The 19,053-nt window shown below is 70.6% G+C and carries 22 protein-coding genes and 1 pseudogene; all 23 read left to right on the forward strand.

The features are described from left to right. Positions 1 to 45: 45 nt before the first annotated feature. The 23 genes and pseudogenes from OHA55_RS01225 (at position 46) to OHA55_RS01330 (ending at position 18,747) form a co-directional block, all read left to right on the forward strand. Entirely contained in the window at positions 46 to 507 is a 462-nt protein-coding gene (locus OHA55_RS01225) for a DUF6238 family protein (protein ID WP_266701927.1), read from the forward strand. Positions 508 to 535: 28 nt separating this feature from the next. Continuing rightward, positions 536 to 2,050 (forward strand): VirB4 family type IV secretion system protein, encoded by a 1,515-nt coding sequence (locus tag OHA55_RS01230; RefSeq protein WP_266701928.1) that lies wholly within the window; start codon positions 536 to 538, stop codon positions 2,048 to 2,050. A gap of 13 nt (positions 2,051 to 2,063) precedes the next feature. Continuing rightward, positions 2,064 to 2,636: a hypothetical protein gene (locus tag OHA55_RS01235; protein WP_266701929.1), complete on the forward strand. Its 573-nt coding sequence runs from the start codon at positions 2,064 to 2,066 to the stop codon at positions 2,634 to 2,636. 249 nt (positions 2,637 to 2,885) lie between these two features. Beyond that, entirely contained in the window at positions 2,886 to 3,803 is a 918-nt protein-coding gene (locus tag OHA55_RS01240) for a hypothetical protein (protein ID WP_266701930.1), read from the forward strand. A gap of 30 nt (positions 3,804 to 3,833) precedes the next feature. After that, positions 3,834 to 4,355 carry a hypothetical protein gene (locus OHA55_RS01245; protein WP_266701931.1) on the forward strand — a complete coding sequence of 174 codons (522 nt, stop codon included), beginning with the start codon at positions 3,834 to 3,836 and terminating at the stop codon, positions 4,353 to 4,355. 99 nt (positions 4,356 to 4,454) lie between these two features. Next, a complete protein-coding gene (locus tag OHA55_RS01250; RefSeq protein WP_266701932.1) occupies positions 4,455 to 4,976 on the forward strand; it encodes a hypothetical protein in 522 nt (173 codons plus the stop codon). Between the two features lie 37 nt (positions 4,977 to 5,013). After that, positions 5,014 to 5,472, forward strand: a complete 459-nt coding sequence (locus OHA55_RS01255) for a hypothetical protein (RefSeq protein ID WP_266701933.1) — start codon at positions 5,014 to 5,016, stop codon at positions 5,470 to 5,472. Then, positions 5,469 to 6,665 (forward strand): hypothetical protein, encoded by a 1,197-nt coding sequence (locus tag OHA55_RS01260; protein WP_266701935.1) that lies wholly within the window; start codon positions 5,469 to 5,471, stop codon positions 6,663 to 6,665. The genes OHA55_RS01255 and OHA55_RS01260 overlap by 4 nt, the downstream gene beginning before the upstream one ends. Continuing rightward, positions 6,658 to 7,302: a hypothetical protein gene (locus tag OHA55_RS01265; protein WP_266701937.1), complete on the forward strand. Its 645-nt coding sequence runs from the start codon at positions 6,658 to 6,660 to the stop codon at positions 7,300 to 7,302. The genes OHA55_RS01260 and OHA55_RS01265 overlap by 8 nt, the downstream gene beginning before the upstream one ends. 181 nt (positions 7,303 to 7,483) lie before the next feature. Continuing rightward, entirely contained in the window at positions 7,484 to 7,957 is a 474-nt protein-coding gene (locus OHA55_RS01270; protein WP_266701939.1) for a hypothetical protein, read from the forward strand. A gap of 134 nt (positions 7,958 to 8,091) precedes the next feature. After that, entirely contained in the window at positions 8,092 to 8,436 is a 345-nt protein-coding gene (locus OHA55_RS01275; protein ID WP_266701941.1) for a hypothetical protein, read from the forward strand. A gap of 7 nt (positions 8,437 to 8,443) precedes the next feature. Continuing rightward, positions 8,444 to 10,141: a protein kinase gene (locus tag OHA55_RS01280; RefSeq protein WP_266701943.1), complete on the forward strand. Its 1,698-nt coding sequence runs from the start codon at positions 8,444 to 8,446 to the stop codon at positions 10,139 to 10,141. Positions 10,142 to 10,258: 117 nt separating this feature from the next. Then, the gene (locus tag OHA55_RS01285) at positions 10,259 to 10,684 is read left to right on the forward strand and encodes a hypothetical protein (RefSeq protein ID WP_266701945.1); all 426 of its coding nucleotides are present in this window, start codon (positions 10,259 to 10,261) and stop codon (positions 10,682 to 10,684) included. A 290-nt stretch (positions 10,685 to 10,974) separates the two neighbouring features. Continuing rightward, positions 10,975 to 11,406 (forward strand): hypothetical protein, encoded by a 432-nt coding sequence (locus tag OHA55_RS01290; protein ID WP_266701947.1) that lies wholly within the window; start codon positions 10,975 to 10,977, stop codon positions 11,404 to 11,406. 127 nt (positions 11,407 to 11,533) lie between these two features. Then, positions 11,534 to 12,289, forward strand: a complete 756-nt coding sequence (locus OHA55_RS01295) for a hypothetical protein (protein WP_266701949.1) — start codon at positions 11,534 to 11,536, stop codon at positions 12,287 to 12,289. A gap of 292 nt (positions 12,290 to 12,581) precedes the next feature. After that, on the forward strand, positions 12,582 to 12,965 hold the full coding sequence (locus OHA55_RS01300) for a hypothetical protein (protein ID WP_266701951.1): 384 nt from the start codon (positions 12,582 to 12,584) through the stop codon (positions 12,963 to 12,965). Next, the gene (locus OHA55_RS01305) at positions 12,962 to 13,747 is read left to right on the forward strand and encodes a DUF317 domain-containing protein (RefSeq protein WP_266701953.1); all 786 of its coding nucleotides are present in this window, start codon (positions 12,962 to 12,964) and stop codon (positions 13,745 to 13,747) included. Before OHA55_RS01300 ends, OHA55_RS01305 begins: the two co-directional genes overlap by 4 nt. 26 nt (positions 13,748 to 13,773) lie before the next feature. Continuing rightward, positions 13,774 to 14,130 carry a hypothetical protein gene (locus OHA55_RS01310; RefSeq protein ID WP_266701955.1) on the forward strand — a complete coding sequence of 119 codons (357 nt, stop codon included), beginning with the start codon at positions 13,774 to 13,776 and terminating at the stop codon, positions 14,128 to 14,130. A gap of 167 nt (positions 14,131 to 14,297) precedes the next feature. Next, positions 14,298 to 14,705, forward strand: a pseudogene (locus OHA55_RS36445) (DUF317 domain-containing protein); the annotation flags it as partial. 100 nt (positions 14,706 to 14,805) lie between these two features. Then, complete coding sequence (locus OHA55_RS36450; protein ID WP_323180355.1) at positions 14,806 to 15,552, forward strand: hypothetical protein; 747 nt, start codon at positions 14,806 to 14,808, stop codon at positions 15,550 to 15,552. A gap of 2 nt (positions 15,553 to 15,554) precedes the next feature. Next, a complete protein-coding gene (locus OHA55_RS01320; RefSeq protein ID WP_266701957.1) occupies positions 15,555 to 16,334 on the forward strand; it encodes a DUF317 domain-containing protein in 780 nt (259 codons plus the stop codon). A 32-nt stretch (positions 16,335 to 16,366) separates the two neighbouring features. Then, positions 16,367 to 18,157, forward strand: a complete 1,791-nt coding sequence (locus OHA55_RS01325; protein WP_266701959.1) for a type IV secretory system conjugative DNA transfer family protein — start codon at positions 16,367 to 16,369, stop codon at positions 18,155 to 18,157. Between the two features lie 128 nt (positions 18,158 to 18,285). After that, positions 18,286 to 18,747: a hypothetical protein gene (locus OHA55_RS01330; protein WP_266701961.1), complete on the forward strand. Its 462-nt coding sequence runs from the start codon at positions 18,286 to 18,288 to the stop codon at positions 18,745 to 18,747. Positions 18,748 to 19,053: the final 306 nt, after the last annotated feature.

Consider the following 19,053-nt stretch of genomic DNA (forward strand, 5'->3'; position numbering starts at 1 on the left):
GAAACACCCTCAACACCCTGCCCACCGGCAGAAGGACCCCCACCTTTGACTTCTCCCACACGCCCCACGGACGCGCACCCCTACCTCCGCGCCGCGAGCGCCGGCATCCGCCACCACACCCGCTCCCTCACACCACCGGACGCGGATCCGCCCACCCTCGGAGACCGTGCGCACCTGGATGTGCTGCACGCCCATCTCACCGCCCTGCTCCAGCTGCTGGACCGGCTTGCCGACACCACCCGGCCCCGGCACCCGGCCGCCGGGCGTCACCTGGCCACCGCCCGCACCAGGCTCTGGCAGGCCACCAGCGAAGTCCACGCCGCCTTCCACCTGACGCCCGGCACACCCCAGCCCGACGCCGAAACGGGTACCTGCCGCCCGGAGCGGCTTCCCGAGGGACCACCCGTGCTGACGATCTGCCAGCGCCACCTCGCCGCCGGGCACACCGTCCGCCGCACGACCACCCCCACCGACCTCCGCCCGCACACCACGGCCTGCGTGCGATGAGCACCACCCGAAGAATCGAGGGCCACCGATGAACCACCGGCCCGACCGTCGCGCCCGTCGCGCTTCCGCCAGCCCGCTGTTCACCCCCCACTCCACCGACCGTGCCGGCCGCAAGGCCGCCCGCCGTCAGCTCGCCGAGGCCACCGTCAAAGCCCGTGCCGACGCCAGCACCTTCCGTGGCGAGAGCACACCCGTCGAACTGCAGATGCCCGCCCCGCTCCACCCGACGACCGGACGCCCCGGCCCCGCCTCCGCTCGCGGGAACCGGCTGAAGTTGCCCGCCCACCGCATGACCACCGCGGTCGCGGCCGGATGCTATTGCTTCCTCGCCGAGGGTGGACTCGGCGCCGAAGGCATCTACATCGGCCGCGACGTCCACGCACAAGCGAGTTTCGTGTTCGATCCGTTCGCGCTGTACGGCCGCGTCGAAGGATTCACGAACCCCAACATGCTGCTCGCCGGCGTGATCGGCCAAGGCAAGAGCGCCCTCGCAAAGTCCCTCGCGCTGCGGTCGGTCGCCTTCGGATACCGCGTCTACGTCCCCTGCGACCCGAAGGGCGAGTGGACGCCGGTCGCCGAAGCCCTCGGCGGCCATTCCATCGCCCTGGGGCCCGGACTGCCCGGACGCCTGAACCCCCTGGACGCCGCACCGCGGCCAAAGAGCGTGTCCGAGGCCGACTGGGTCGGCGAGGTCCGCAAACGCCGCCTGCTCCTGCTCGGCTCGCTCGCCCGTACAGTCCTGGGCCGAGACCTCATGCCCATGGAGCACACGGCCCTGGACGTCGCCCTCGACACCGTCGTCACCCGGGCCGCCGACATGCACCGCACCCCGCTCCTCGGCGACATCGCCTCCACCCTCAACAACCCGCCGGCACTCGACGAAGCCGCCGGGATCACCCCAGGCCAGCTCGGAGACGCGGCACGCGACTTGGCTCACGCGATGCGCCGTCTGATCCACGGCGACCTGGCGGGCATGTTCGACGCCCCCTCCACCGTCAACGTCGACCCGGCTTCACCGATGCTCACCATCGACCTGTCCAGTCTCGGCGGCAGCGGAGACGACACCGCTCTCGTCCTCGCCATGACCTGTGCGTCCGCCTGGATGGAATCCGCCCTCTCCGACCCCGACGGCGGGCGCCGCTGGATCGTCTACGACGAGGCATGGAGGCTGATGCGCCACGTCGGCCTGCTCCAGCGGATGCAGGCCCAGTGGAAACTGAGCCGCGGTCTCGGCATCGCCAACGTGATGGTCATCCACCGGCTCAGCGACCTGCTCACCGCCGGCGACGCCGGATCACGGGGCCGGGCCCTGGCCGAAGGACTCCTCGCCGACTGCAGCACCCGGATCATCTACCGCCAGGAAGCCGACCAGCTCCCCGCCGCAGCCTCCCTGCTCGGACTGACATCGGTCGAGATGGACGCCGTCGCGCACCTCAACCGAGGACGCGGCCTGTGGAAAGTCGCAGGTAGAAGCTTCATTGTCCAACATCACCTGCACAGCCAGGAGCTGGCGCTCTTCGATACCGACGCCCGGATGCACTGACCCCCGGAGACCCATGAACGCCGACTTCCAACGCGACCTGATCCCGCGCGCCGACGCCCTCGACCTGATCGGCGAACTGAACTCGCTCAAGGACAGACTGCACGACGCCGCCCACCAGTGGACGCTCCTCGACGAGAGCGGACACGTACTGGCCGCGCCCTCCTTCACCGAACTGTTCCAGCACGCCACCGACGCACAGGCCCTCTCCCACGATGTCCTCCGGCTGACGGCCGACTTCGCCCGGAGCCCCCACCACACCACCCGCGCCGGCCACACCGTACTGAAGCACCTCACCACGGCCGTAACCATGTCGCTCCACGCCGCATCGCAGTTCTCCGAGACCGCCGAAAGCGCCCTGTCCCTGTCCCGGACCACCGGCCCCACCAACCGGCACTACCTCGAAAACAGCATGGTGCTCAACCACGCCACGGCCCGCGCCTACCTCCGGCGCGGCTCGAAATCCCTTCGTGACGCGGCCAAGGAACTCGACGATCACCTCGGCTTCCAACGCTTCCTCGGGACGCTCACCCTTCAAGGAGACCGACCGGCACCACCGCCGCCCGCACCGGGCGGTCGCCACCGCTGACCGCGCTCGCCGAAGACCCCCATCCACCCATCTCTCCAAGGAACGCTCTGAACCGCCCCCCTCACCTCAGCGAAGCCGAACACGATGTCTTCGTGGCACAGGCCGCTGATCGCGAAGCACAGATGGAACGCGACCTGAACACCGCCTGCGAAGAGCACGAATGCGGCCTCGGTCCGGTGTCACAGCCGGAAGACGACCTCGCTCACCGAACGCCTCCACCCCACCGTCCGGCGTCCCGCAGGAGGAGCCGTGGCCGCTGACGAGACGAACGCCGCTCACGCCCGCTCGTATCCGCTCGCGCCGCTTCCCGACCACCGCGACGTGAACACGCCGTGGTGGCAGGAGCTGTGGCGCCGCCACGCACACATCACCACGCCGCTGCGAGCCTGCGGGCTCCCCTGTGACATCGAGTTCGGCCTCAGCGCCTACATCGTGCGCGCATCGCTCCCCGACAACAGCTACCTGATCATCGGTCCGCCGCAGGAACCGCCCTCCGACCGGCCGCCCGGAGATCCCGAGGGCTGGATCGCGACCCGGCAGCACCCCGACGACCAGACACTGTTCGAGGTCCTCTACGACTCCTCCCCCACCGACGACCCCGGCGCTCGCCCGCGTCCCGAAGCCCGGCACGGCGGAAACGTTCAGCCCTTGGTCGAGGCCGTCTACCAGCGCCTCGCCCAGCTCGGCCTACTCCCCCATCCCGCCGTGCTCCACGAAAGCCCCCGCGTGCACCCCACCGAGTCGATGCCCACGACCCGGGACGTCCCCGGCCCGCCAGACCGTGGCCCCGTCTACCTCTACGGCGACGCACTGCGTGATCTGACCGACCAGCTCAACGGCACCGCATCACACAAGGATGCCGCCGCCCTGCTGCACCAAATTCTGGAACCCACCGACGGACTGCTCGCGCAGCTCGGCGAGTTCTTCGAAGCAGCCGGCGAGAAGGCGAAGGAAGCGGAGCAGGACGACGGGTTCGACCTGTCGTACGACCTGGCCGACGCCGCCGCCGAGATCCGCACGCTCGGAGAGGTTCTGCACGCGGCCGAGGACCGGATGCGGGCCCTCACCCCGCCCCGGCCCGCGCCCCGGATGCGCTCCGCTCCATCCCGTGCACCGTCCTTTCCACCGCGAGACCTCCCGCCGGCGCCGCCGCGACACACACGCTGACACCGCGCCCGCCGCCAGCCCAAGGACCCCATGACCTCGCCCCGCACCGACCTCGCCGCGTTCGCCACCGCCCTCGCCGACCGCCTGCCCGGCGTCTGGACCAGCGACTACCACCGATACGCGCAGTACGCCGACCAGTGGCCCCTGACCGAGCAGCTCTGGGACGCCGGCCACGTCGACCACATCGTCAACCAGTACGACCTCCACCACGACGCCGTGCTCCACGGGCCGGACAACCAGCGGCTGTACGTCACCGACCGTCCCCTCCATCCGCTCCAGTTCGTCGTCGCACCGCTCGAACCCGCCGATACGCGCCTGGAACCGCGCCACTTCGAGGGCGTTGAGGAACCCGACGGCATCGCCGTACCCGCGGATCCCGCCCGGGCGGCGGCTCACGTCGCCCGGCGGGTGCTGCCCCGCTACGAGCAGGCCCTGCAGGCAGTGCTCGCCAACGCAGCGGCCCGGCCCGAACGCCACTCGGCCCCGGTCACGCCCCCCACCGCGGCCCTTCCACCGGCATCGGCGACGACAGCGCCCAGCCGCTCCCGCTGAATCCCGCTCGCTCTGGAGACTCCCCTGTCCACTCACTCCTTCATCGCCCGCCCGACCACCGGTACGGGATATACGGGCATCCAAGTCCAGCTCGACGGGGTGCCCAGCCACCACCTCCCCCTGCTCCTGGCCGCCTATCAGTACAAGTTCGACCGCAACATCGAGGCCATGTCCCAGTACCTCATCGACGACGTGGCCGTCGGCTGGGCCGAGCTCGGCACCGACCTCCTGGACGGCGCCCCGCCCGCCCTGGTGAACACGCTGACCGGCGGCGAGCACTGGCCCAGCCGCACCCTCGACCACCTGGTCACCCCGGACGGCTCCCCACCGGTCCGCATGTCCGTCACCGACACGACTGCCGACGAACAGGGGATGCAGTGGGGCTACGTCCTGCACACGGAGGGCATCGAGGTGATCAGCCTCCTGCACGAGGACATCGGCCCCGTCGTGAGCTGGTCCCTCGACCCGCGCACCCCCTTCAACGACCACCCGGCAGCCTGGTCCTCCCTCGACGCCCCACCCGCCCTCCGGTCACGGCGCGGAAGTCGGCCTCGGAGCGCTCCCGCCGCAGCACCGGCAAAGACCAGCACCTCGCACCCCACCGCCCGTCGGCGCCCCTGACACCTCTGCCCCACGCCCCGAGGAGAACCCCGCCCCCTTGCAGCCCGGCCCCCACTTCGTCTTCGGCGACCACGAAAAACACGGCTTCGTCGCTTCGGTCACCACGGCCCTGCCCGCCCATCTGGGCCACTGGTATCTGGAACGCGAGCAGTTCGAGCCCGTTCCCACAGAGCCCGGCCTGTACCGACTCATCGAGCCCGGGCGCGACGGAGTGCGTCGCACCCGCCAGGCCGTCCACGACCTGCGCCAGCACGGCTACGCCGTACGGGCCGACATCCAGCTCGACCCGTCCCTCACGAACGGCCCGCCGCGCCCCGCACGGCCCATCGGTTCCCTGGAGCGCCGCAGCCGTCTCGCCCAGGCCGCCGCCCGCCGCACGACGCAGCCCTCTGCACCGCCCGTCACCTCACCGGCGATACCACCGCCGGTCACTCCGAAGACCACCTCCGCACCGACCGCACACGCGACGACCTCAGTCGGCAGGCGGCCCAGATGACGGCGTCCAACGGTCCGGCTCCCGATACCTCCGCGCAGGCCCCCTCCGAACTGGCCAACGCCGCACGCAACTTCCGCTTGAGAATGGCGGTCATCGACTGCGAGACCGAGGCCGCGCTCGACGCGACACGCGACCGCTACGGCCGCACCGTCCACGTGGGCGCCGAAGCCGCCGCTCGCACCCATCGCGACACGGCGGCGGTCGAGGCGTACTCCACCCACCTCGCCCCGCACGCCGAGGCCCTCCTCACCGCCGCCCGCCTCGCACTCGACGAACTGCCGCCGGCCCGGCACCTTCTCGGGTGGCGGACCGTCCTGGACGCTTTGGCCACCTCTGCCGCCGAAATCCGCCGGGCCCTCGACCGGCCTGCCGCCCCCGGCTCCCGGGACGAACGTGCTCAGCACGCGGCCCTGTGGCCGCACCTCACCGCGTGGGCGGACCACGGCCCCATCCCTAGCAACCTCGCCGACCAGCTCGACGGCCAGCACCACAAGGCTCCGCTGACCGCCGAGGAACAGCAGATGTGGACCGAGATGGCCCAGGCCGCGCAGCGCCGCGGCGAACTGGAGCTGACCGAGTCGTGGTACGCCGCGGACGGCCAGCCGATCACCCTCGCGTACCTGGTCGAAGACGACGCCTCCACGGTGGTCGCGCTGCGCGGCGACCCGGGGCTACCGGGCTGGCAGGTGATCGGGCACTACGCCCACGAGCTGGAAGCGGGCAAGGCTCTGCCCGCTCCGGTCCCGCCCGGCGTGCTGCGCGCGGACATCTCGCGGTTCAACCGCCCAGTATCTGCACCGGAGTTGTCCGTGCAGGATCTCATCCGGGACGTCGTCGAAGGCCGCAGTGCCGGTGACGCGGCCAACGCTCTCCTCGGCGCCGTCCAGCGCGGCTTCGTCGCCGGGCCCATGGTCCGGCTGCAGGAACTCCTGGAGACCAGCAGCCAGTTCGCCACTGCTCTGGAGACCGCGAAGGGCCACCAGATAGCTGCCCGCCTCTCGGTGCTGGGCCGGCAGATCGAGTTCCTCACCATTGAGGTCGAACAGGCGGCCGAGGAGCTGGGCGCGACCGTCGCCGTGCTGCCCCCGCACCGCACCCCCGTGCCGCGCGTCCGCGCGCGTCCGGCCGTGGACGCCGCGCCGCCCACACCTCCTCCCCTCCCCGGCACGACCGCCCGCCACCGACATGCCTAACCCGGCCTCCCGCCCACACGGTTCCGCACCGCCGTACGCCGCCAAGGAGATCATCCTGTCCAGCACCGCCCACGCGCTCGCCCTCTACGACATGGCCGGCCAGGTCGAGCGCCTCCGGTTCCAGCTGCGGACCCTGCCCCCACCGCCTGCAATCCCGGCCGTGGACGCCGTCTCCGCACGAGTCGACGATCTGGTCGGCATCACCACCGCCGTGAGCGCCCAGATCAAGCACTGCTTGTCCAATCTCATGTCCGACGCCCCGGCGAAGGCGGCGCTCCAGGCGTACAGCACCGCCCTCGCCCCGCTGGGTGAGGCGCTGACAGAGCTCGGCCGCATGCACACGGAGATCTCGCACTACCTCTTCACCGCCCACCCCGCGCGCCGCGACAGCCCGTTGAACCTGGAGCGAGCTCGCCAACAGGCCACCGAGGTAATTTCCGGCTGCTGGGAGGCAGCCGACGAGATCCTCGAAGTAGTGGCCATCGAACTACGGGACTCTGCGTCCAAGGTGGCGCCCGCTCCCTCACGCCGCCGTTCCGAGGCTCCCGGTCGTGCGCTCCACACCACCGGCTCCGGCCTGCCCTCGATACCACCCGCGCCTGCCTCCGCCACACCTCGCGCAGCGAAGGGCCGCTGAAGCGTCCCGCTCGCCACCTCGGTCCGCTGCGTGGGTCGTGCATCTGATGCACGACCCCTCGCAACGACGCGGGCCACCGCCCCAACCGCCAACGAGAGGTACCGATTTGAAGCCCCATACCAGCCCGATCTCACACGTAACGCCCAAGCGCAGTTCCCCGGGGGTGCCCACGCATTGGACCGTGGATCACGCCTGCTTCCACCGCGTGGACCACGATCTTTCCCATCGTCCTGCCGACCAGCGTGCGGGCTTTGCCCGGTGGCTGGCGTCGAAGGACTGCTCCGTCTGCTGGAAGGCGAAGCGCGACACCGACTCCGAGTCGAAGGAGGAGTGGCTCGCGGCCAAGCGGGCCGCGGAGCAGGAGGCAGCCGCCGTATGGGCGAAGCAGTTCGACATGCCGGAGCTGGAGGGGCCCGAGAAGGCTCTCGGGTGGGGCGAGCGCTCCCGTCATCAGCTGATGACGGCGGGGCACACCGCGCTCGTGGTCGAGGGTACGTGGGACGAAGCGGACTGGGCGGAGCTGGAGGAGCAGGCCCGTTCCGTCACCCGTGCCAGATGGTGGATCGACCAGCGTGAGGCCGAAGGCGCTGACCTGGTCGAACTCCTAGAAGCAGCAGGCGAGGACGACCGCTGCGCGGAGAACCCGTTCCGCTGACACGAGGTGGCGAAGCGGGCGAACCACCACCTGCCGACCTGCATCAACCCCGCTTCGGCCCCGAAGTCCGCCCGGACCTATGATGGGCCACCGGTTCGCAGCCGTGCTTGACGGCAGATCAGGGGGGCCTAAGGATGTCGATGTACCACATTTCTGTGGGCGGGGACTCGCCGGGACGGGATCTACGTCAACTCGCCCAGTGGCTGCGCCAGGACACGGCAACTCGGACCGAGGCGACCATCGCTCTCCAGCCGACGAAGCCCGCCGAAGGCGAGATGGGTACGGCCCTGGACGTCATTGCGCTGGTCGCCCAGTCAGGTTTTTCGACGGCCAGCCTGGTGTTGACGATCTGTGCCTGGCGGCGGACCCGTCCGTCGACGCCGGTTGTCACCATCGAGCGCAACGGCACGCGCGTGACGGTGGGTTCCGGGGATCCAGCTGAGGTTGCTCGGATCGCGCAGGCACTGGAGAACGAGTAATCGTCTGATGCCGCTCCCCCGCCCGGATTCCTCACGGGTGGTCCTGATAGGCGTCGCGGAGTACGACCATCTGCCGCCTCTCCCGGCCATTCGGAACAACCTCGCGGCGCTCGCCGAATTCTTTACCTCACCGCAAGGTTGGGGCCTATCCTCGGAGCACTGCACAGTCGTCACCGACCCCTGCCAGCCATCCGAACTCATCGACCCCGTTCAACGAGCAGCCGCCGAAGCCAGGGACACCCTCCTCGTCTACTACAGCGGACATGGCCATCTCGATGACGAACTGCGGTATTCGGTGTCGGTCACCGGCTCCCGACAAGACCGGCCATGGACCTGCCTGCCCTACTCATGGCTGAAGTCCGTGCTTATTCAGACCCGGGCGCAACGCCGCATGGTGATCCTCGACAGTTGCTTCAGCGGACAAGCTCACGGCCTCATGACAGACGCGGCCGACGCGCTCCGTGTGCAAGTGGCAACGTCTGGAGCAGTGGTCATCAGCTCCGCGCGCCATGACCTGCCCGCGCTCGCACCCGTCGGCGAAACCTACACCGCCTTTACTGGTGAACTACTCGACGTGCTCACTCACGGCATCGCGGGCGGTCCTCCGGAAATCAGCGTGGACGCCGCTTATGCTCACGTCAAGGCCGCCTTGGCAGCCCGGGGCCGCCCCACACCTGACCGCACAGGCACCGACACCTCCGGCGCTCTGATCATCGCGCACAACCCCGCCTTCCGGCCGCACATCTCCGTGGCTGCGCCACGTCCGATGCCCGGGACTCATCTCCGGGCGTTGGCCAAGCGGTTGTACCCGCAGCCGTCTGACCCACGAAGCAGTCGGCCTCCCGCGAAGCCGAGCGAGGCCGGCCAGCGGACGGAGCCGGACTCTGTCGGCGAGCGGTACGAGATCCTCTCTACCCTCGGGAGGGGAGGCATGGGAACCGTATCTGTCGCCTATGACCGTCTCCTCGACAGACGGGTCGCGTTGAAGTCGATCGAAATTCACGGAGGCGACGAGCCCTTCATTAGACAGGTCTTCTGGTCCGAGGTGCGGGTCGCAGCGGCGCTGAACCACCCGAATGTGGCCGCAATCCACGACGTGGTCGAGGGCAAGGCTGGGCGGTTCTTCGTCATGGAGCTGGTCCCTGGAACCGATCTGTCGACGGCGATCAGGGAGGGGCCGCTGTCACCGGATCAGGCCGCAGAAGTCGTGCATGACGTGCTTCTCGGCCTAGACGCCGCCCATCAACGGGGGGTGGTCCACTGCGACGTCAAGCCGGGCAACATCATGCTGACGCCGAACGGCAGGATCAAAATCCTCGACTTCGGGGTATCCCACGTCATCGCAGAAGGGGAACAAGGCCCCCTGCACCGAGGCGACGGAACCATGGTGGGCACGTTCCTTTACATGGCACCAGAAAGCCTCCTCGGCCAGCTTCCCACCGTTGCAGCCGACATTTACAGCACCGGAGTGGTGTTCTACCAACTCTGCACCGGACAGCCGCCATTCCTCGCCAGCCATATCGGCAAGATGGCGTCACTGAAGCACGCCGGTCCTCCCACACCGCCAGGCGAGATCCAGCCCGCCATGCCTGCGACTTATCAGACGATCATTATGCGAGCCCTTGAGCGTGATCCCAAGAACCGGTACAGCAGTGCGGCCGAGATGCGCGCAGCGATTGCAGCTGCCCTCTACGGCGCGAATTGACCACCGGACCCACCGCCGAGCCGGGGCAACATAGCTGGGAAGCGCCGGTTGGCCAAACCGGGATTCCTCCGGAGTATTGATGCTCCCACCCCGCCAGCAGTCGTGCGGAAGGAACTCATGTCCCAACCCCCTCCCCCTTCGGCCTTCGCGTCGACACCCGACCCGCTCACCCCCGACCGGGACATCACCCACACCCACTTCCAGGCCGGTGACACCGTCGTCATCCTGAAGGGAGTGGCCGGTGGGGAGCTGTGGGGTGACGCGATGCGGATCGTCGCCCCGTCCTGGCACACCCCGACCGACGAAGACGGATGGCGGCTGCGAGATCCCACCGGCGGCGTCCAGTCCTACGTCACCGCCCACCCCCGGTACCTCGTGCACCTCTCCCGCAGTTGCCCGGACTGCCTGATCCACCTGCGGGCCATGGAGGACACCCTCCTGGCACGGGTCGCCGGTCGCACCGAGCTGATCGACTTCGGCTGGTACACCGTCACCGCCTTGGGGCAGCTCGTGCATACCGCCGACGTCCGGAACGGCCGGTGACCCCCGGTCCGCGCGGGCGGACCCGCACCCCGCCACGCCCACTCGAAGAAACACTGGATCGGCGGGTGACCCGTGAGGGCCCGACGGACCGCACGGTCGTCGCCCACCCCTCACCCCCGGAGGAACGCCTCTGCCGCGCACCGACCGCTTCCTGACCATCCGCCGCGACCCTCAGTCCGACGAACTCCTCGCCCGGGGCGGCGACCCCGAGGCGCACAGCATCCTCCAGCGTGCGGGCTTCATCGCCGTCGTCCGCGTCCACGAGACGTACCACCGTGTCCCCACCCGGCATGGCCGAGCCCGACGAGTCCTCCCTCGCCACCGCCGCGGTCGCCCGCCTGCGAACGGCCGGGTACCACGTGGACTGCGACGCGGACTTCGACACCGACTCGCGTCCGGCCAGCTACCTGCCCGTGGGCGCCTCCGTCGACGACGTCGCCGAGCGCATCCGTGAGGCCACCACCACCGACGAAGCCGCCGAGGCACTGACCGAGCTGACCGCCGCCCACGACGGCGTCCTCGCCGCGCTGGAGAACATCCTCACCGCCGCCGCCGAGTTCCACGACGGGCTCAACACGGCAGTCGCCCCCACATCGCTCAACGCCTGCGCTACCTCGCCGACGTACACGTTCGCATCGTCCGCACCGAGCTCTCCGAGGCCCGCACCCAGCTCGCCGACCGGCACGCCCCGCACCCCGGCCGCAGCACCTGCACCGAAGTAGTCCCCGCCTCCGAGCACGAGCGCTCCGCCGTGTGCGCCTGCCCGCCACCACCGCGCACCCTCCCGGCCCCGCCTCCCCCGCTGGCCCCCGGACTACGCCGCTGACTCCCACCCCGTTCAAGGACACCATGCACGACCACTACACCGAGCGCCTCGCCTCGTACGCCGACGTCCTCGCCGGCGAACTCCCCGGAAACTGGACCAGTACCCATCTGTTGGCCGACGGCAAGGACGGCCTCGCCGAAATCACCGACCGCGTCTGGGACTTGGACCTGGTCGCCGACTCCCTCGCCGAGCACCCTCCGCGGCACGCTGCCGTCCTGAGCCGGCCCGACGGTGCGCAGCTCGTCGTCTTGGACCGGCACGACGAGCGTGACGGCTTCCTCATCGCCGCCATCGGCCCGCGGGCCCTGCCCGACGAGGCGTACCGCGCCGTCCCCGAGCCCAGCGGCATAGCCCTGGTCGACGACCCGTTCCTCAGTGCCGAGCAGGTCGCCGACGATCTGCTCATCCGCTACGACAGTGCCCTCGCGCAGGTCCGCCACAACGCCCTGGGCGGCGTCCAGCCGTCCCAGCCGGACCGGGTCGTCCTGACCTGGCAGCCGGACGGCAGCGTCGCCACCGCACCGGCCGACGGCCGCGCCGGCGAAGTCCTCACGGCTCACGGCTTCGTCCAGGATCCGCAGAGCGGTATCTACCGCCTGTCCGGTGACGACACCCAGGCCCAGGGCCGCGCCCTGCGCGAGATCGGCCCGCGCCTCGGCGCGCTCGGCATCAGCACCGCTCTGCAGCATCCGGCGGGCAGGACCGCGCCCACCGCCATGCCCGCTGCCGCTCCGCCCGTCCCGGCCGCGCCCCGCACGCCGACCACCCGGTCGCGTTAACGCAGAACAAGCGCTTCCGCAGGCTCCGGCCGACGCCCCAGCAGGGCGCTATGCCTCCCGCCCCACCACCCGATCCGGAGAAGCCGAAGTAACCCGCACACCGCCACCGATCAACGCCCTGCTCAAGCCCCGGCTCGCCACGGCACTCTTCCGCCGCTACCTGTACACCTGCATCGCGACCGGCCCCCACCGCACCGCCCCTCTGGGCGGCGCCCGCCCAGAGGGGCCGTCGCCGAGACCCAAGGTGTCGGACGACGCCACCGCCGCTGATCGTCCACCGACTCGGAGGAGCATGTCCCACCCCGCCACCTACGCGGTGCAGCTGACCGACGAGATCACCCGGCAGCTCGTCCAACTCGCCGACCACCTCTCCCAGCTTCCCCCGCCGCAGGCCGCCCAGGTCCTCGCCCGCGTCCTCGACCCGGACACCGGAGTCCTCGGCGGCGTCACCCACCTCGTCTGCACCGGCAGCGCGTTCGCCAAGGACGCGGCAGAGCGCGGCACGCTCCCCGCGGTGGTATGGCTCGCCCTCGGCCGCGCCTCGAACGAACTCGGCGATATCGCCCTCGACCTGGACGAACACATAGACACCCTCCTGAACGTCGGTACCCAGCCCACCGCTCTCACGGCGAAGCCCCCGGCGCCCGCACCGCTCGTCGTACGGCGCCGCCGGTGAGGAAGAAGCAGTGGCAGGGCTGGGGGTCCGGCGAGCAGGCCGAGCAGCACTATCTCGTCCAGCCGCGCGCCTTGGCCGGCGGAGGCGACTTCCGGTACGTCTCGGAGTTCCTGCGCGCCTCCGGCTGGCGCGACAGGTCCAAGACCGGCGGCCCCCTGCATATGGAAAGCCCGGACCGTGCCGTCCGCGTCACCTTCGCCCCCCACGTCCGCCCCGGCGGGTGGGCCGTCCACGGCCGGACGGGCGGGGCGCCCGGCGAGTGGTCCGCGTACCTGGGCCCGCAGACGCCGGTGGAAATCGTCGCCGGCCTGACCGACGCCCTCACCCGCCCCCGCTCCGCCCACGCCCCCACCGTCTGGGCCCCGCTGCAAGAACAGAACTGGCACACGCGCTTCGAAGGCCGGGACTACATCGCGACCAGCCCCGACACCACCACGTGGATGCAGTACCGGTACAGCCACGAGGGGGAGGCGATGTGGCGGGCCGGAGTGCAGACCCAGCAGAGCGACGGCTGGGCGGCCAGCTTCACGCCCAACACACCGATACATCTGGTGCAGGCCTTCTCCACCGAACTCGCCAGCCCGGACCCCGTGATGCGCCCGCGCGGATCCGTCCCCGTGAGCCCGCAAATCCGTACCTGGTCCGTGTCGGTGACGCCGTCAGAGCTCGGCGCCTGGCAGCAGGCCCGCATCACCGCCGCCCGCGCCGCGACTTGGGCACGCAACAGCCCCCGCACCGCCCTCCCCCACGCCCCGGCCGGCGGCGCCCGCACCCGCCGCTGACCACCACACACCCACAGAGGAGCCAGATGCCCGCTCTCACCCCGGACACCATCCGCACCCTGACCGACACGCTCGCCGACCTCACCGACTATCTGCGCGAGACCCCCGATCCAGCGGAAGCCCTCGCCCTTGTCGAGCCCCTCCTCGACGAGTACACGGGCCTGCCCGTCCAGTTCGCCGACACCATGCGCGCCCTCGCCCGCGCCGTACAGGAGAACCCCGACACGCCGCGTACGGCGCAGGGCGACCGGCTGATCACCGAACTGCGCACCGCCGCGTGGGAGCTGGCCGACCAGCACACCCTCCACTATGTGGTCGACGATCTCCGCGACCTGTACGGCGGTGCACGGCCGAGCGAGCCGGGGTCCTGCCGGTGCCGCTGAGCGAACGGCAGCTCGCCGGCTTCGCCGACAAGCTCGCCACGCAGATCCCGTACGACACCAGCCCCCGCCCCCTCGCGGGCCCCGGAAACGTCCGCCACGTCACCCACGGCCTGGCAGCCGCCGGATGGAACGCGGTCTCCGACCCCCTGAGCGCGGAGATCGTCCTGGTGAGTCCCGACCTTCGCTACCAGCTCCAGTTCGATCCCCAATCGCGGACCTCTGCACGGTGGCGGCTCCGGGCCGAGCCCGCAGGTACCGAGTCCAAGTGGTATGCCGAGTTCGGCGAGCACGTTCCTGCCGAAGTTTTCGCCGGCCTCACCGACGCGCTCGTCGACCGAGCGCCTGTCGGCTCAGCGAGCCCACGGGCCGAGCTGGAAGCGGCAGGCTGGCTCATCGACCGCCGCGGAGTCGCCTACACCGATCATCCGAGCTGCACGGTGGAGCGCCTCCCCGAAGAGGGCGCGGGCACGGTGCCGTGGCATTTCGATGTGCCCGTCGCCTGGCACATCGAAGTGCGCGACCTTCCCACCGACTTCGGAAGCCGTGGCGCCCACCTCTGGCACGCCGACTTCCGCAGCAGCACCCCCGAGCGCCTCGTGACCGCCTTCATCACCGCGCTCACCGACCCCGCCCCCCCTGCAACGCGGACTCTTCGACCGCACCGCTACCCACGGCGTGACGCAGACGCCCAGCCCGCTCACTCCGCAGCAGACGGCCGACGCGCACATAACGCGAGTCAGAGCACTGCGCGCGCAGGCCCGCTCCGCACGGCGCCAGCAGAACATCTCCGCCACGGCACCGGCCCGCACCACCGCGCAACCGACCGTTCGCCGCTGCACCGACAGGATCCGACTCATCTCCCGAGAACACCGCGCCCACCGCGACGCCTTGCGCCACCTCGACCACTTCATACGGGACAGCCAGAAGATCCTCGACGCCTGGGACACCTACGCCGACGAGCACACCGACCTCGACGGCTGGCCCTACGACGACCACGCCTACGGCCTGCGCAAGAGCCAGCGCGACGCCGACACCGCCGCGGCATTCGAAACGCTCCGCTACGGCGCCCGGCACCTGCTGACCATGGCCGAGACGCAGCTGACCCGACTGCCGGAGAACATGGTCCAGAACCGCTGGGGATACCAACTGGGCGTCCTGCGCACGGCCCTCGACCGTCTCGACGCACTGCACGAGCAGTGGCTGCTCACCCGCGACGGGCTCCCCGCCGCCGCCCAGCCCGGCACCGCCGACTTCGACGATGCCCTCGCCGAACACCACGCCGAGTCGTGGAGCTACCTCGACGACTGGACCACCCACGGCACCGCGCTCCGGGAAATCAACACCGCGGCCCGCAAGGCCCACTCACCGCTGATCCCCATACCGGCCCCCGCGCCCGACCGGCGAACGGCGGCTCGGAAGTGACCGTGCCGTCGGGTCCCGAGACCGTCGAGGTCGACTTCGTCACCCCGCGCCACCTCGCCGGCGGGGGCGACCCCGCCTGGATCACCGTCCCCCTCCACCGTGCCTGCGGATGGAGTTACGGCGACGACCCCCTGATGCCGCGCGTCCTGCTCACCAGCCCCGACCAGAAGACCCTCCTGCGCCTCGAACCCGACCCCGACGACCACTGGTGGGCCCTGCACCAGGCCGCCGGGCCGAACCATCCCGCCTGGTACGCAAGCTTCGGCGCCCGCACCCCCGTCGAAGTCATCGCCACCGTCCTGGACACCCTCACCGACCCCGATCCGCCGAACGACGCCCCCTCCGACCCGTTCGAGCCGCTCCGCCAGACCGGCTGGGCGCCCACCACACAGGACAACGGCTACGCCTCCCCCGACGGCACCCTGTACGTCCAGCGGTTGGGGAGCGCGGAAGAGCCGGGTGCCTGGTTCGCCACCGCCACGCTGGGCCCGGCCAGGCCGGTATGGCAGGCAGCCTTCGCCACGACAGCTCCCGCCCGTCTGGTCGCGGCGTTCACCTCGGCGCTCGCCGACCCGAAGCCCGTGGCGCGTATCGACGGCCGGCGTGGTCTGCCAACCCGCGATCCGAGCGTCATCTCCCTCAGGACCACGGACGCGCTCGCGGTGTTCGTCGCCGGCGCGCTGGAAGACCGTGTCCGCGCCCTCGCCGCCCGGAACAACACCACGCCACCAGTCCCGGTCTCCTCCCGGCGGGCGCCGCCCCGGCCCGGCCACCGCCCCTGACCCCTGCCTCCTCGCCAAGAAGCCTGTAGCCCTTGCCTCCTCCCTCCTCCAGCAGCAACACCGACGGATACGACCTCGTCCTGCGCCTCCTGCTCGGCATGCTCGCCGTCGTCGTACCCCTGTCCCACCTGGCCTGGCTGTCCGGCAACATCACCGCCTACCTCACCGGCACCAGCTGGGCCCCGTACGAGCCGACCAAGGCCCTCCTCCATCCCGAGCAGGTCTGGCCCACCGCAGGAGAAACGTCCCTGCTGATCGGTGCCCGGGTCGTCCCCATCGCCGTGTTCGTCGCCCTCGCGGCGGGGGCGGGCGCCTGGTGGGCCCGGCACCACAACCGGGGCAGCGGCCGGAAGACGATCACCGACATGGCCACGGCCCGGGACATCGAGCCCCTGATGGCCAAGGCGATCACCGACAAGGCCCGTTCCCTGCGCCCCAGTCTGAAAAACGCGAAGCACATCGACGCGAAGGACACCGGCGTCCTTCTCGGCAACCTGCAGGGCAGCCGCCATGAGGTACGCATGGGGTTCGAGGACGTCGCCGTCGCGATCATGGCGCCCCGCTCCGGCAAGACCACCTCCCTCGCCATCCCGTCCATGCTCGGCGCACCCGGCCCGGTCCTGCTGACGTCGAACAAGGCCGCAGGCGACGCCTTCACCACCGCCTACGAGGCCAGGGCCCGGGTGGGGACGGTGTGGACCATGGACCCGCAGCAGATCGCGCACGCCTCCCGCGAGATGTGGTGGAACCCCCTCGCCTCCGCGAAAACCCTGGACGGCGCGGACCGGCTCGCCGGACACTTCCTCGCCGCCTCGGTGGACGCCTCCCAGCAGGGCGACTTCTGGTCGAAGGCCGGCAGCAACATCCTGTCCCAACTGCTGTTGGCCGCCGCGCTCGACGAACGCCCGATCACCGACATCATGCAGTGGCTCGCCTTCCCCGCCGACCGCACCCCGCTGGACATCCTGCGTGATCACGGTTTCACCGCCGTCGCCGCTCAGCTCAAGGGCACGGTGGAAGGGCCGCCCGAGACCAGAGACGGCATCTACGAGACCGCCAGGCAGTACGCCGCCGCCCTGCTGAACGCGTCGATCGCCGCATGGGTGACCCCGCAGAAGGACGCGGCGGAATTCCGTCCCGCCGAGTTCGTCACCTCGACGGACACGCTGTTCCTGCTCAGCAAGGACGGCGGAGGCGGAGCCTCCGCACTGATTGCCGCGTGCGCGGACTCGGTGATGCGGGCCGCGACCGCGCAGGCCGAACGAGCCGGCGGACGCCTGGATCCGCCCATGCTGGCGATCCTCGACGAGGCCGCCAACGTCTGCAAAATCTCAGACCTCCCGGACCTGTACTCCCACCTCGGCAGCCGCGGCATCATCCCCCTCACCATCCTGCAGTCCTACCGTCAGGGCCAGAAGGTGTGGGGCGACACCGGCATGGACGCCATGTGGAGCGCGTCCACCGTCAAGGTCATCGGCTCCGGAATCGATGACCCCGATTTTGCCGACAAGCTCAGTCGCCTGATCGGCGACCACGACGTGGAGACCACCTCCACCTCGCACTCCGATTCCGGCAAGAGCACGTCGGTGTCGATGCGGCAGGAGCGGATCCTGCCCGCCGACGCGATCCGCGCCCTGCCCAAGGGAACCGCGCTCTGCTTCGCCACCGGCATGCGCGCGGCCATGCTCGACCTACGTCCGTGGTACCGGGAGCCCGGAGCGGAGGAGCTCTCCGCGGCGTCCGCCCGCGCGTCGAAGGCGATCACCGCCCGCGCCGTCGCGAAGCACACACCGACACAGACCGACTTCGGCAAAGCCGCGTGAGCACCCTCCGACCCCCGGCAGACACACCAGCGACTCGACCCGACTGCCCGCTGCTCGGGCCGGACGAGCGCGGAACACCGCCACTGGGAGATGACCTGCACACCTACGAACCCCGCGACCTTGACGACATGACCGTAGGCGAAGCTGTGGACGCCGTGGACGCGGACATCCGCGACCACCGCATCACCGTGGACGCCACCGGCCTGTTCACCCTCACGCGCCACATCGACCTGCTGTGCCACCTCACCACGCGCACGGCAGCAGAAGCCGAGTACCAGCTCACACCGAACATCGCCGCCCTCCCGCCCGCCACGACCCTCGGTGCGAGTGCCAGCCATCTCGGACGGGCCGTCGCCCACTACGCCCAAGCGCTCACGCCCCTCACCGCCCTCACCACCAACGCGCAGACCACGCCCCAGCAGCAAGTCGACGCACTCGGCCACCACAACAGCCTGCGGATCCACCTCGACGACGCCGGCCGGGCACTGGCCGCCGCCCGCACCGCGCTGGAAGCGAAACACCCCCTCCCCGCCGTGAGCCCGCCCGCCCCCGCCCTGCCCCATGACCCGACGGTCCGGCGGCGCGCATGACGACTCCGCCCGACGACGGCCTCCTGTTCGACGTGCCGGCCCCGCCGACTCCGGTCGAACGGCTACTCCTCCTCGCCGACCAGTACGTGCAGCACAACGACAAGCTCGACCGGCTCCTGCGGGCCGCGACGCCGTCCGACCAGAACGCCCATGGCGCCTCCGCCGAGCAACTCGCCGTCGCGACGCGCACCGCCCTCACAGCGGTCACGGACGCACGCCTCTTCCAGAGCAACGACCTGTCGGACGCAATGGCCCGTCTCCAACAGCTCGCCTACCTCCGCAGACCAACACCTACCGACAGCACGC

The sequence above is a fragment of the Streptomyces sp. NBC_00102 genome (assembly GCF_026343115.1).
Taxonomy (GTDB): domain Bacteria; phylum Actinomycetota; class Actinomycetes; order Streptomycetales; family Streptomycetaceae; genus Streptomyces.